At 60.5% G+C, this 13,841-nt stretch carries 10 protein-coding genes and 2 tRNA genes; 9 read left to right on the forward strand and 3 right to left on the reverse strand.

The window, feature by feature from the left end:
- Window positions 1-1,959, forward strand: coding sequence for a glycosyltransferase (locus ACZ89F_RS12145; protein ID WP_476092123.1), 1,959 nt, complete (start codon window positions 1-3; stop codon window positions 1,957-1,959).
- A gap of 337 nt (window positions 1,960-2,296) precedes the next feature.
- On the opposite strand, the gene ACZ89F_RS12150 is transcribed toward ACZ89F_RS12145, so the two are convergent.
- Window positions 2,297-2,371, reverse strand: a tRNA-Asn gene (locus ACZ89F_RS12150).
- A gap of 224 nt (window positions 2,372-2,595) precedes the next feature.
- Here ACZ89F_RS12150 and ACZ89F_RS12155 point away from each other — a divergent pair.
- Window positions 2,596-2,853, forward strand: a complete 258-nt coding sequence (locus ACZ89F_RS12155) for a hypothetical protein (RefSeq protein ID WP_024503836.1) — start codon at window positions 2,596-2,598, stop codon at window positions 2,851-2,853.
- A gap of 26 nt (window positions 2,854-2,879) precedes the next feature.
- On the opposite strand, the gene ACZ89F_RS12160 is transcribed toward ACZ89F_RS12155, so the two are convergent.
- Window positions 2,880-3,086, reverse strand: coding sequence for a hypothetical protein (locus ACZ89F_RS12160; RefSeq protein WP_476092124.1), 207 nt, complete (start codon window positions 3,084-3,086; stop codon window positions 2,880-2,882).
- Window positions 3,087-3,312: 226 nt separating this feature from the next.
- Between ACZ89F_RS12160 and ACZ89F_RS12165 the strand changes: the two genes are divergently transcribed.
- The 4 genes from ACZ89F_RS12165 to ACZ89F_RS12180 all read left to right on the forward strand — a co-directional run bounded on the left by ACZ89F_RS12165 (window position 3,313) and on the right by ACZ89F_RS12180 (window position 6,799).
- Window positions 3,313-3,386: transfer RNA gene (locus tag ACZ89F_RS12165), tRNA-Cys, on the forward strand.
- A gap of 90 nt (window positions 3,387-3,476) precedes the next feature.
- Complete coding sequence (locus ACZ89F_RS12170) at window positions 3,477-4,145, forward strand: protein-L-isoaspartate O-methyltransferase family protein (RefSeq protein ID WP_476092125.1); 669 nt, start codon at window positions 3,477-3,479, stop codon at window positions 4,143-4,145.
- A gap of 180 nt (window positions 4,146-4,325) precedes the next feature.
- Window positions 4,326-5,714, forward strand: coding sequence for a TolC family outer membrane protein (locus ACZ89F_RS12175; RefSeq protein ID WP_476092126.1), 1,389 nt, complete (start codon window positions 4,326-4,328; stop codon window positions 5,712-5,714).
- 272 nt (window positions 5,715-5,986) lie between these two features.
- The gene (locus ACZ89F_RS12180; RefSeq protein ID WP_476092127.1) at window positions 5,987-6,799 is read left to right on the forward strand and encodes a PopZ family protein; all 813 of its coding nucleotides are present in this window, start codon (window positions 5,987-5,989) and stop codon (window positions 6,797-6,799) included.
- A 62-nt stretch (window positions 6,800-6,861) separates the two neighbouring features.
- On the opposite strand, the gene ACZ89F_RS12185 is transcribed toward ACZ89F_RS12180, so the two are convergent.
- Window positions 6,862-7,494 carry a bleomycin resistance protein gene (locus ACZ89F_RS12185; protein WP_476092128.1) on the reverse strand — a complete coding sequence of 211 codons (633 nt, stop codon included), beginning with the start codon at window positions 7,492-7,494 and terminating at the stop codon, window positions 6,862-6,864.
- Between the two features lie 309 nt (window positions 7,495-7,803).
- Here ACZ89F_RS12185 and ACZ89F_RS12190 point away from each other — a divergent pair, with 309 nt between their 5' ends.
- From ACZ89F_RS12190 to ACZ89F_RS12200, 3 genes are all read left to right on the forward strand, one after another.
- Window positions 7,804-10,587 (forward strand): valine--tRNA ligase, encoded by a 2,784-nt coding sequence (locus ACZ89F_RS12190; protein ID WP_476092129.1) that lies wholly within the window; start codon window positions 7,804-7,806, stop codon window positions 10,585-10,587.
- A gap of 357 nt (window positions 10,588-10,944) precedes the next feature.
- Window positions 10,945-12,231, forward strand: a complete 1,287-nt coding sequence (locus tag ACZ89F_RS12195) for an outer membrane protein transport protein (RefSeq protein WP_476092130.1) — start codon at window positions 10,945-10,947, stop codon at window positions 12,229-12,231.
- A 368-nt stretch (window positions 12,232-12,599) separates the two neighbouring features.
- Complete coding sequence (locus ACZ89F_RS12200) at window positions 12,600-13,820, forward strand: outer membrane protein transport protein (RefSeq protein WP_476092131.1); 1,221 nt, start codon at window positions 12,600-12,602, stop codon at window positions 13,818-13,820.
- Window positions 13,821-13,841: the final 21 nt, after the last annotated feature.

Genomic DNA, 13,841 nt, shown 5'->3' on the forward strand with positions numbered 1-13,841 from the left:
ATGAACCCGATGATCTCTGTCTTAGCCGAAGGGCTGACACCGGCTCTGATCGCACTCGGCGGACTGCTGTTACTGCTGCCCTGGATCGATCGCGAATCGCAATGGCGAGCCGTGCCGATCGTCATCGTGATAGCGCTGACGCTGCGCTATCTGATGTGGCGCGCAACCATGACAATCCCGTCGGTGAGTGAACCCGCCGACTTCGTCGCCGGTTGGCTGTTTTTCGTTCTCGAATGTGCTGCCGCAATCGGATCGATCCTCTCCTACATCACGCTGACACGCATCAAGGACCGCTCACCGGAAGCGGACGCCAACACCGAATGGTTGCTTTCACGCAAGAAGGCGCCGCTGGTTGACGTGTTCATCTGCACCTACAACGAGGAGCGCGAGATCCTCGAACGCACTATGCTCGGCGCCGTCAGCATATCCTATCCCAATTTTCGCGTCTGGGTTCTCGATGACGGACGGCGCGCCTGGCTTGCCGACCTCGCGGTAGAGCTGAAGTGCAACTATCTGACAAGGCCGGACCATGCGCACGCAAAAGCGGGAAACATCAACCACGCGCTGCGGCACGTTTGTGCGCTCGACACGCCGCCGGATTTCGTCTCCATACTGGACGCCGATTTCGTTCCGACATCGGCGTTCCTCTCGCGTGCCCTCACGCTGTTTCGAGAAGAGGATGTCGGCATCGTTCAGACGCCGCAGCATTTTATCAATCCGGATCCGATTCAGGCCAATCTGCAGGCCTCCGACGCATGGCCGGACGAGCAGCGCTACTTCTTCGACATCCTGATGCCGGCGAAGGATGCGTGGGGAACCGCATTCTGTTGCGGCACCTCCTCGGTGATACGCATGCAGGCTTTGGCCAAGGTCGGGGGCTTTGCCACCGAGTCGGTCACCGAGGACTATCTGTTGACGTTGCGGCTAAAGCGCCACGGGTACCGCACGGTCTATCTAAACGAGCGCCTTTCGCTCGGACTGGCTCCTGAGGGAATCAAGGAATACACCACCCAACGCAGCCGCTGGTGTCTCGGCTTCATGCAGATCATCCGCGGCGGAGATGGGCCGTTCAAGCGCGGCAACGGCTTACATTTCCTCGACCGGATGAGCCTCATCGAGAGCCTGCTTCACTGGACGGCCTCCTATCTGTTTCGGATTGCTGGTCTGGTGATCCCGATCCTCTACCTGCTCTTCGACGTCCAGGCCGTGAATGTTGGAACCGCGGACGGCATCGCACACTTCGTTCCTTACTATCTTGCCCAGGTCGGCGTGATGGCATGGCTGTCGGGACAAAGGGTGCTTCCGGTAATGTCCGACGTGTCACAACTTCTCGCAGCGCGCGAGATACTGACGGCAGCCGCGATCGGGCTCTTCCGTCCAAAGGGTCAAAGATTCAAGGTTACAGCCAAGGGAGGAGATCGAAGCGAGACGTTGATTCAATGGCGGATGCTAATCCCTTTCAGCGTATTGCTCGGCCTGACCGTCCTCGGCATTCTTGTTTCCTTCGGCGGCGACGGACCGCTGCAGGACTCGAGCATCGTCGCGCTCTATTGGTGCTGGTACAATATGGTCATCCTTATCTCCACCATTGCTGTCTGCATCGAGCGGCCGCGGCTGCGGCGCAACGAACGGCTTCGCAGTGTACTGCCCGTTATCGTGACGATCGGTGCCCGGTCTCATGTCTATCAGACTGCGGATATTTCGCTGGGTGGAATGCGGCTGATGGGCATGGTGCACGCCCCGATTGGCACGGAAGTAAGGGTTCAGATCGGTGGGGCTTGGCTCAATGGACGCATCGTCAGGAGCTCTGGCCACGATTTCGCGGTCGAGGTCGAACGCAGTATGGGTGCCCGCGCCGCAATGGTCCGACAAGTCTATTCGAGTGGCTTCGTGTCGAGCGTGGGCCGTGTGCGGCCGCGTCAGGTCGCCGGCAAGGTTTTGGCGCGACTTTTCAAGTGAGACGCGCCAGCGATCTCGGTGCCGGTTGATCGGCAACAGATGCCGACACGGAGCCACCTACATGGCCTGATCACGGACGAGGCGGACCTCTTGCGCTATCGCGACAGCCGCTCGGAGAGATTTCGGAAAGGCGCCTTTGGGCTGGCGGCGCTATCAGGACATTTAGTCACCTTGGGCGCCAACAGATCGGAAAAGGCGTGCTTGGAGGAAGCTTACGCCACGGCCGGCTGTCGAGCGAGAAGGCGACGAATGGACCAACGGTTCACGCCCGCACAGGTTCGACAAGCGCGATGCCGATAGCGGCTCGTCGTCTGGGTGCTCCAAGTTTTGAAAAGATTGGCTCCCCGGGCCGGATTCGAACCAGCGACCAACCGGTTAACAGCCGGTTGCTCTACCACTGAGCTACCGGGGAACGGAGGCTCTTATGTGAGTGGCGCAGCCTATAGCTGCCCTTTTCGGCTTTGCAAAGAAGCATTTCGCATTTTTCCGAGGCTTTTTCGCGCAGGGGTTTCTCGCAATCGTCGAGGGATGCCCTCATATTAGCCGTCTTGGCAGGGGTAGGGAACCGAAAGCGCGGCTGCGGCTTTGGTTTAACGATGCTTCCGAACGATCAAAACGGGTCAATCTTTCGAGACGATGACAGCACAAGACAACCAGATGCCAGCGCGAAAAATCTCGGTTTTTGGGCGTGAGTTCAAGATGCCGCGCTCGCGCGGGCTCAGAATCACCATCGGTATCCTGCTGACCATTGGCGGTATCCTGGGTTTCCTGCCGATCCTCGGCTTCTGGATGGTTCCGCTCGGATTGCTGGTGCTGTCCTATGAATTCGCCATGGTGCGGCGGCACCGGCGCCGCTTTGTCGTCTGGTGGGAACGGCGCCGCCGGCCGGATTGACGGCCGAGAGCGCAAGATGGCGCGCCTTAGCGGCCAGCGTGCTCTTCCAGTGCCTCGTGGATCTGCTTGAGAATGGTCGCGGCTGAGGCAAGCCTTGCCCTGTCGCGCGGCGAAAGGTTGCCCGCACCTTCGATGGACAGGCGATCGATGGCGTAGTGCAAAAGCTCTCCGCACTGCGGCAGAGATAAGCTGGCCGACGTGTTCTTGTCTTTTACCACCGCTGCCTGATGCATGACTTTGCCTCCTGGCGTGCTCAACGCATGGGCCGTGGATGCGTTTCTTCCAGCGACAAGCCATGCTTAACAATCCGCTAATATGCCGTTGTGTTGCCTGGTAATGAGGATTTGACGGATGCTGCCCGGAGCTGGCGAGGAGGAAACCGTTCGGAATGCACGGTGGCCGCTTGACGGCATTTTCGCCGCAACCTATTGGAACCGGGTGGAACGCCGGGAGCAACGAGGCCTCGTGGCGGAGTGGTTACGCAGAGGACTGCAAATCCTTGCACCCCGGTTCGATTCCGGGCGAGGCCTCCAATGCCCGGGCCCCCGCGCAGCAGCGCAGGGGCCTGAAGTTCCTGACATAATGAACCGCGGTTCTGGCGCGGCAAGCGGATTGGTTAGGACATGAGCGCTGATTTCTCCGAGCTTCGCGTCAAAATGGTCGACGGCCAGGTTCGCACCACCGATGTGACCAGCGCGCCGCTGATCGATGCCATGCTTGTCGTCCCAAGAGAGGTCTTTGTCGGCGCCGCCCAGCGCGATCTCGCCTATATCGACGAGGACATCCGCATTGCCGCCGGCACCGACGGCGCGCGCTACCTGATGGAAGCCTCGCCGCTGGCCAAGCTGATCCAGCTGGCCGAGATCAACCCGACCGATTCGGCGCTCGATGTCGGCTGCGGCACAGGCTACGCCTCGGCCATCCTGTCGCGGCTGGCCGGATCCGTGGTGGCGCTCGAAAGCGATTCGGCGCTGGCCGAAACCGCCAAATCGACGCTTTCGTCGCTTGGCTGCGGCAATGTGACCGTTGTCCAGGGGGCGTTGCCGCAAGGGCATGCAGCCAAGGCGCCCTATGATGTCATTTTCGTCGGCGGCAGCGTCGCGGAAGTGCCGGCGCCGCTGCTCGACCAGCTTGCGGAAGGCGGCCGACTCGTCGCCGTCGAAGGGCAGGGCAATTCCGGCGTGGCTCGACTTTTTTTGAAGTCCGGGGGGGTTGTAACCGGAAGACGCGCGTTTAATGCGGCAATTAAGCCACTACCGGGATTCGAACGCATTCGTGCCTTCGAATTCTGAGTGATTTTGCCTTGCAGGAGAGGCCTTGTCATGGTCGCTTGCATTTGAACGATCATTGCTGATCCCAGACTGGGGGCACTTTGGGGCTGAGCAGCAGGGACATGAAACACGCCGCCACAGCTGCTCAAAGGAGAAGCTGGGGCGGCGCGGTTCCCATGGAAAACGAATGAGGGTTTAACCGTGCCGTCTGTACGCAAGTCATTTTTCACCGCCGTCCTCGCTTCGGCGACCATGCTGTCCCCACTGGCCGCTTCGGCCGAAAGCATCTCCGGCGCGCTTGCAAAGGCCTATCAGTACAATTCTTCGCTGAATTCGGCCCGTGCCGGCGTTCGTGTCACCGATGAGGGTGTCGCCATCGCCAAGTCGGGCTGGCGCCCGACTGTCACCGGCTCGGCGAATATCGACTATTCGAGCAGCCATCTCAACGGCACCAACTCAAGCGTGCGGCTGACCACCGGCAATTTTGGCGTCCAGATCAATCAGACGCTGTTCGACGGCTTTCAGACCAGGAACAATGTCGCCGCCGCCGAAGCGCAGGTCCGCGCGTCGGTCGAAAGCCTGCGCAACACCGAAGAGGGCATCCTGTTCAGCGCGGCCCAAGCGTATATGAACGTGATTCGCGACCGGCAGGTCGCCGTGCTGACCGAGCAGAACCTGCAGTTCCTGACCGAAACGGCGCGTGCGGCGCGTTCACGTTTCGAGGTTGGCGAGGGTACGCGCACCGACGTCGCGCAGGCCGACGCTTCGCGCGCCGCCGCCGTGGCATCGCTGAGTGCTGCCCGGGCGCAGGCGCTGGCAAGTGCGGCAAGCTATCGCCAGATCGTCGGCGACGAACCCGGCAAGCTCAAGGGTGCTTCGCCGGTGGCAAAATTGTTGCCGTCGAGCCTAGCGGCCGCCGTCGGGGTGGCCGCGAACGAGCATCCGGCCATCCTTGCCACCCAGCATCTGGTCGACGCAGCGGCGTTTTCAGTGAAGTCGGCCGAAGGCGCTCTGCTGCCTCAGCTGTCGGCTTCCGCAGGTGTTTCGAGCGCCTATCGCAACACTTTGCCGGGCGTTGCTTCAAGCCAGGACGGCACCACCAATTCGGCCAGCGTCGGGGCAACGCTGACCATCCCGATCTATTCCGGTGGCCGCACCTCGGCGATCGTGCGCCAGGACAAGGAATCGCTCAGCCAGGCCCGCATCGAAGTCGACGTCAGCCGCGACCAGGTGCGCCAGGCCGTTACCGCCGCCTGGACCGAGTACACCGCCGCGCAGCAGCAGCTGACGGCCAACAGGCAAGTGATCGAGGCCGCGAAACTGGCGCTGAACGGCGTCATCGAAGAACGCAATGTCGGCCAGCGCACCACGCTCGACGTCCTCAACGCACAGGCGACGGTCATCACCGCCCAGATCAACCAGGCCGGCTATGAGCATGATGTTGTGGTGGCAAGCTACGCCATCCTGCAGGCGACCGGCCGTCTATCCGTCGACCGCCTCGGCTTGCAGGTGGCGAAATACAAACCTGAAGAACACTACAACGCGGTCAAGGACAAGTGGTACGGCCTGCGCACGCCGGACGGCCGCTGAGGGCGTTCGGCCCGGACTTTGCCGTTTCCCTGTTTGAGCGGGTTTTTTTGGTCCGCTGCCCTTGGGTTCGGGATCGGCTCTTTGTCTGGCGCAATTCCGGACGGAAAACCGTTTCACACTTTTCCTGGAATTGCGCTAATCTGTTGAAATCCCACAAGTCCCCAGATTGGGGATTCTCGTGCGGCGCTCCGTCGGTTACGCTGTCGCCATGATTCGATCCGGCTTTGCCGGAACGGAAACCCACAGGGGTCACAAAGGCGGCGGATGTGACGATGGCAACGGCAAGCAGCGCACAGCGCGAACCTTCCATGGAAGAGATACTGGCTTCCATCAGGCGGATCATCGAGGACAGCGACGGCGGCCGCAAGCAGCCGGGCGATGCCGATGAACTGCTCCAGGATCTGGAGCGCGTGTCGAGCGCCGATGCAGCCCCCGACGTCGAAGCATTTCGTGCCGACCTGCATGCCGCGCCCGAGGTCAGGAAGCCGGTCACGCTGGCGGAAGTCCAGGCACAATTGCCGGCGGCCGAGCCGGCGATTGCGCGCATGGAAACGCCGGTGCACCCCGATCCCGCCCCGGCAAGGCCCTCGATGACGCTTGCCGAGGTCAGCGCCCGCGTTGCCGCCGAGCCGGCTGCGGTCGACACACCAGCGCCGCGTTCTGTCCCTGCTGCCGACGTCGCCGATTGGCGGCGCGAGATCGCCGCGGTTGGTGAGCAGGCGAGGGCGGTGTCAGACAGGGGCGAGGCACGCAAGACGGTCGCCCAGCCGCTGGTGGAGACTCCAAGGGACGAACCGACCGCGAAAGCAGCCGTCGAGCCGTCTCGTCCGGATGCAAGCGTGCGGCCAGCGGCCAGCGATGCGCCGCGTCCGGCGATCGTTTCCGAGCACACCGGCCGGCAGGTCGCCGCCGCCTTTGGTGAGCTGTCCGATGCGTTTGCCAGCCGCAGCAAGAAGACGTTCGACGAGATGGCCGAAGAGATGCTGCGCCCGATGCTGCAGGATTGGCTCGACAACAATCTGCCGACACTGGTCGAAAGGCTGGTGCGCGAGGAGATCGAGCGCGTGGCGCGCGGGGCGCAGTAATTCCCATACCGATTGCCAAGGAGAAACGGCGCCTTTCGTGGCGCCGTTTCTTTTTGGTGAGGTCAGTTCGCGCTAGTGGCGAAGCAGATGAGGTTTCCGTCGGGATCCCTGACGATGAACGTGCGCCCACCCCACGGTTCGGTTCGCAACGTCTGGTGGAGCGGAGCCATCGCTGCCTGATACTCCAGAAACAGCGCCTTGATGTTGTCGACGGCAATCGTTGCCGCCAGCAGATCGTCGCCGTGGCTGTTGGTGAAAAGCGGCTTGTCGACATGGCGCAGGTTGAGCCGCGCGCCATCGCGGATGATTTGTGCGTAGAAGGGCGGCTCGCCATAGGTGAAGCGTGTTTCGAAGCCGAGTGTTCGCCGGTAGAAATCACAGGCTGTTTCGATATCGGAGACAAAGAGCTGCGGCTCGGCGAAGGCGAGGTGCGGTTTTGCGACATCTGTTGCCATGCGGTCGGTCACGGTTTGAGGGCGTTTCTTCAGCGCCTGCCAGTTCTCGAAGCCTGACTTCCTGGCGACCAGTTCCTGGGCGTCGGCGAGCTTGAACTCGTGATCGAGGATCTGGCTGTCGCTGAGGTCGCGGAAACGCGGCAATATCCATCCAATCACAGCGGCGACGGGATAGTACCGTTCGCGGTGCCATTTGAGATAGAGCTTGGCCTGTTTCTTGTGGTGTTCGAGCGTTGGCATGGGCGCACTGCGGGTTGAGATGGCGTAGGCGGGCCATGCCCCTCCGGCCGGAAGCCGATGCGCCCTACAGCAGCGTTGGCAATGTATTGCGGCGCCACCTGCCGGTCAAGGCGCGAGTGCCCCGGCTTTCCCTGGGAATAGGGGTGCTGCAATTCAGATGGGTAGATCACGGACGGCTCCCGCTTGATCCGATCCGGGCCACGCCTATTTGACGTCGAGGGTCCAAGACAGCCCTTGCGGTTGACTTGGCCAAAACCTTCCGATTTACACCGGACCAGCAAAACTCCCGACAGCGCGGACCATTTTCCCATGCTTGAAAAGACCTACGACGCCAAAACCGTCGAGCCGAAGATCGCCAAAGTCTGGGAAGAGGCCGACGCGTTTCGCGCCGGTGCCGGGGCTGAGGAGGGGGCGGAGGCCTTCACCATCGTCATCCCGCCGCCGAACGTCACCGGTTCGCTGCATATGGGGCACGCGCTCAACAACACGCTGCAGGACATATTGGTGCGCTTCGAACGCATGCGCGGCAAGAACGTCTTGTGGCAGCCAGGCATGGACCATGCCGGCATCGCCACGCAGATGGTGGTCGAGCGCCAGCTGATGGAAAAGCAGATCCACCGCCGCGACCTGACCCGCGAGCAGTTCATCGAGAAAGTGTGGGAGTGGAAGGCCGAATCCGGCGGCGCGATCTTCAACCAGCTGAAGCGCCTCGGCGCCTCGGCTGACTGGTCACGCGAACGCTTCACCATGGACGAAGGCCTGTCCAAGGCCGTGCTCGAAGTGTTCGTGACGCTCTACAAGGAAGGGCTGATCTACAAGGACAAGCGCCTTGTGAACTGGGACCCCAAGCTGTTGACCGCGATCTCCGATCTCGAGGTCGAGCAGCAGGAGGTCAACGGCAATCTCTGGCACTTCCGCTACCCAATAGAGGGCCAGGTCTTCGACCCGGAAAACCCAAAAACCTTCATCACCGTGGCGACGACACGCCCCGAGACGATGCTGGGCGACACGGCCGTCGCCGTGCACCCCGACGACGAGCGCTTCCGGCATCTGGTTGGCAAGAACGTCGTCCTGCCGATCGTCGGCCGCAAGATTCCCGTGGTGGCGGACGAGTATTCCGATCCGGAAAAGGGCTCTGGCGCGGTCAAGATCACGCCGGCGCACGACTTCAACGACTTCGAGGTCGGCAAGCGCCACAAGCTGCCGGCGATCAATATCCTGACCACTGAGGCGGCGGTCATCCTCAAGGATAATGAGGATTTTCTCGCCGGTCTCGAGGTGACACCGGATCGCCAGGCGGTCTGGGATGAACTCGACGGCCTCGATCGCTTCGTCGCGCGCAAGAAGATCGTCGAACTGATGGAAGAGGGCGGCTTCCTCGAAAAGGTCGAGCCGCATCGCCACGCGGTGCCGCATGGCGATCGCGGCGGCGTGCCGATCGAGCCGTTCCTGACCGAGCAGTGGTATGCCAATGCGGCGGAACTCGCCAAGCCGGCGATCGCATCGGTGCGCGAGGGCCGCACGAACTTCGTGCCGAAGAACTGGGAAAAGACCTATTTCGACTGGATGGAGAACATCCAGCCCTGGTGCATCTCGCGCCAGCTCTGGTGGGGTCACCAAATCCCGGCCTGGTACGGGCCTGACGGGCGCGTCTTCGTCGAGAAGACCGAGGAAGAGGCGCTGAGCGCCGCGATCGAATTCTATCTGGCGCTGGAAGGGCCCTGGAAGGGCTGGGTCGAGGACAAGCTCGAGAACTTCAAGCCGGGCGAGATCCTGACCCGCGACGAGGATGTGCTGGACACCTGGTTCTCCTCGGCGCTGTGGCCGTTCTCGACCTTGGGATGGCCTGATGAGACGCCCGAACTGAAGACCTACTACCAGACCGACGTGCTGGTGACCGGCTTCGACATCATCTTCTTCTGGGTCGCCCGCATGATGATGATGGGCCTGCATTTCATGGACGAGGAGCCGTTCCACACCGTCTATGTCCATGCGCTGGTGCGCGACAAGAACGGACAGAAGATGTCGAAGTCGAAAGGCAACGTCATCGATCCGCTCGACCTGATCGATGAATACGGCGCTGATGCGCTGCGCTTCACCCTGACGGTGATGGCGGCGCAAGGCCGCGATGTGAAGCTCGATCCGGCGCGCATCGCCGGTTATCGCAATTTCGGCACCAAGCTGTGGAACGCGACCCGTTTTGCCGAAATGAACGAGGTCGCGCGCAATGACGATTTCTGGCTGAACGACGCCAAGTTGGCGGTCAACCGCTGGATCCTGACCGAACTGACGCGGGCTGCGCGAGAAATCACGGACGGCATCACCTCATACCGCTTCAACGAGGCGGCGGGCGCTGCCTACCGCTTCGTCTGGAACCTGTTCTGCGACTGGTATCTGGAACTGCTGAAGCCGGTGTTCATGGGCACCGACGAGGCGGCCAAGGCCGAAAGCCGTGCCTGCGTCGCCTTCGTGCTCGACGAGATCTACAAGCTGCTGCATCCGATGATGCCGTTCATGACCGAAGAACTGTGGGCGCAGACCGCAGGCGAAGGCAAGGAACGGTCGTCGCTGCTGTGTCATGCCGCGTGGCCGTCGCCGGACTTCGAAGATGCCGAGGCCGCCGCTGACATCAACTGGCTGGTCGACCTCGTCTCCGGCATCCGTTCCGTGCGCTCCGAGATGAACGTGCCACCGGCAGCTATTGCACCGCTCGTCGTGGTCGGCGCCAACGCTGTGACGCGCGAACGGCTGGTTCGCGAGGAGTCGGCGATCAAGCGGCTGGCGCGTGTCGGCGACATCTCGCTGGCCGATGTCGCGCCAAAGGGTTCGGCGCAGATCGTGCTCAACGAGGCGACGATCTGCCTGCCGCTCGGCAGCCTGATCGATCTCGCCGCCGAGGCGGCACGGCTGCAGAAGGAACTGGGCAAGGTGACCGAGGAAATCGCGCGCCTGCACAAGAAGCTGTCCAACGAAAGGTTCGTCGCCAGCGCGCCGGCCGAGATCGTCGACGCCGAGCGTGAAAAGCTCGCCGAATACCGCGATGCGCAAGACAAGCTATCGGTCGCGTTGACCCGGGTTCGCGACGCCGGCTGAGGGCGGATTCGAGAGACTTTAGTTCTCTCTAAAGTGGCGGTGTTTTGCCCGGAAAACAGGCATTCCGTTGCGTTAATGTTGACGTAAACGGAAGTTTTAGCCCCATTGTTGCCATAATGTAACAATGGGGCCGTATACCCCGCAAAACACCCTTTTCCAGAGCCGTTTTGCACAAGTTCGCCGATTTTATTGGTCCATTTGCACCCAGATACCGGGTTTCCGGTCTTATGGGGAACGTCGGAACTTGCCGAAAACGCACTCTGATCAACTGTACGTGTACGCTTCCAGAATTCGTTGTTGCACCGTTAACCTGAATTGGTTCTAGCTCGATGCACTGGTTATTCGGGGAGGACATTCATGAACAATCTGCGTCTGAAAGCACTGCTGGGGGCAGGGTGCTTTTCGCTGGCTTTGATGGGCTCGGTGCATGCTGGCGGTTTCTCGCGCGGCTCGGCCGACACCGACATTATTTTTGAAGACGGCAACTTCAACATGCGTACAAGCGTGACGTATGTTTCGCCGCATCGTGAATTCACCAAGAACCCGAATCCAGCGCTCGTCGGCACTGAATACACAGACGATTACGTTGTCCCGTCCGCTGCGGTGAAGTTCAATCTCACCGACAATTTCCGCTGCGCCGGGACCATGGTCGACAACAATGGTGGTTCGACCACTTACGATTTCCCGAAGGTGAGCGGCAAATTGGCAGAGGAGTTCACCACTAACGAAAAAGCTGTGACCTGCGGCGTTAAATTTAGCCTTGGACGCGGCAATCTGTGGCTTCTGGGCGGTGGGTTTGTCGAAAATCTTGATTACAACCGAGTGAATGCGCTTGGTTCTCTTCCGGGTAACGTCGTACTGCCAAATGCAAACCTCGAGCTGGCGGGGCAGGATTATGGCTATCGCCTCGGGGTGGCATACGACATTCCTGAGATAGCCTTGCGGGCCCAGCTTATGTATCGGTCCGGAACCAGCTATGGTGCAGACGGAAACCTGACCGTGCCGACGGCGGCACTGCTGGGTGCGCAGGCCAAGCAATTGCAGGCAGCCGCAGTAGCTGCCCTCGGTCAAGGCAATGTCGGGCTTGCCCAGCAGCTTGGTGCGCAAGCAGCAACGGCGCTGCAGCAAGCCTATCTCGCCGCCGCCAATGGCTTGGACACGACAGCGCCTGCCACGGGAACCGGCAATCTACCCCAGAGCGTTGAATTGAAACTTCAGTCTGGCATCGCGCCTGGCTGGCTGGCTTTTGGTTCGGTGAAATGGATGGACTGGAGCGTCCAGAAGGCGTTGATTGTAAACTCCCCCATAACCAACACCATCGATACTTATAACTGGAAGGACGGATGGACCGTCACCGGTGGCGTCGGGCACGCGTTTACGGAGCGCCTCTCTGGTCTTGTCAGCCTGACATGGGATCAGGGCGTTGGGACTGGTTGGGATCTGACGAGCGATACCTATACGCTCGGCATTGGCGGCTCCTACAAGGACGGTATCGGCGGAGAATTGCGCGGCGGCGTTGGTTTGAGCTATCTGACATCTGCAACCGAGACGCAGTATGTGGAAGTTCCGGGCGTATCCGGGAACCAGGCCGTTAAGGCTGGCTATGCTGTCGCGCTGAATTTGGGCTACGCCCTGAAGTGGTAAGCTCGTTGTCATTTGAAAAAGGCTGGGCATCGCCCGGCCTTTTTTGTTTCTTCGAAAGAACCCTCAAATAGGCCAATCCCTTGCGTCTCATTGACGTAAACGGAAGTTTTCGCCGCATTGTTGCCATAATGTAACAGCGGACAAATTAGCTACCGAAGATGTTATTTGTAGGCCGGTTTAGGCTGATTTCCTTGGGTTTTTAACCGTGCTTTGCGTGCAAACGGGCATTACCGCTCTGTGGCATTGATGGCCACAGCATAGAGAATTCATTTTCTCAAAATATGTACATGTACGCCTCTTGAAATCGTTCTTGCGCTACCCACGCAAATTGGTTCTTGCTTGGGTTGTGTTCGTTTGGGGAGAGACTCATGAACAACCTGCGACCAAAGGCGCTGCTGGGGGCCGGGTGCTTTTCGCTGGCCTTGATCGGAACGGCGATCGGTCCGACGCATGCCGGCGGCCTGGAGCGCGGCGGCTACGATATCGACCTGTTGTTCGACCCGGCGCCTTTCGCTACGGATGCCGAAGCGACTTACGTGATGCCGGATCGCAAACTCAAGAACGCGGTGGATACCTCAGGCAACCCAGTTGCTTTGACAGGTATGAGTACGGCGAACGATAGCGAGAATTATTGGGTGCCGCGCATCGGCGCCAAGGCGCAGATCGTCCAAGGCGTCGACTGTATGGTTGACTATTCGCAGCCGTGGGGGGCGCATACCGCCCCCGGTATCTGGAACGGCTCGTACTCAAACATCGAAACCGATATCAAAAGCGACAACTACGCAGCCACCTGTTCCTATAAGATGGATGCGGGCAAAGGCCAGCTTCGGTTCATAGGCGGCGTGTTCTACCAGAAGGTCTATGGCTTCAAGGAAAGCTATACGGACATCGGCTTTGGTCCGATGATCGGTCGTGTCGATCTTGAAAGTAGCGGTTGGGGCTGGCGGGCGGGCATCGCCTATGAAATTCCCGACATCGCGCTCCGCGCCAGCCTAGTCTACAATTCGCAAGTGAAGCTCGACAATATTGCGGGTAACCTCACTGTCGCTGGTGTACCCACCCCAATTTATGGCGCGACGGAGAGTATGCCGGATTCGCTGGAACTGAAGTTGCAGTCAGGTATCGCGCCTGGCTGGCTTGCCTTTGGTTCGCTCAAGTGGGTCAATTGGAGCATCCTGCAAAGCGTTCCGATCTGCCCGGTGGGTTTCCCCGCTTCCTCATGCTTTACGGGTTCTCCTGCTGCTGTCACCTCGCTCGACCTGATGTATCGTGACGGCTGGACGGTCACGGGCGGTATCGGTCACAAGTTCAACGATCAGTGGAGCGCGGCCGGCCAGCTTTCCTGGGATCGGGGCACCTCGCACGGATATGGCTCGCAGACCGATACTTGGACGCTGGGCGGCGGCGTTGCTTATACGCCGAAGCCGAATATCGAGGTTCGGCTGGCGGGTGCGATCGGCGTGCTGACCAGCGGCCACTCAGGTGTCCTGGACGGCGAGAACGGATATCAGGCCGGCACCGACGTCAGCTATGACTTCGGCAACGATCTGGTCACGGCTATTTCTGGTGGCCTCAAGATCAAGTTTTAAGCCTTTGAAAATATAGACGAA

It is taken from the genome of Mesorhizobium sp. USDA 3734 (assembly GCF_056279665.1).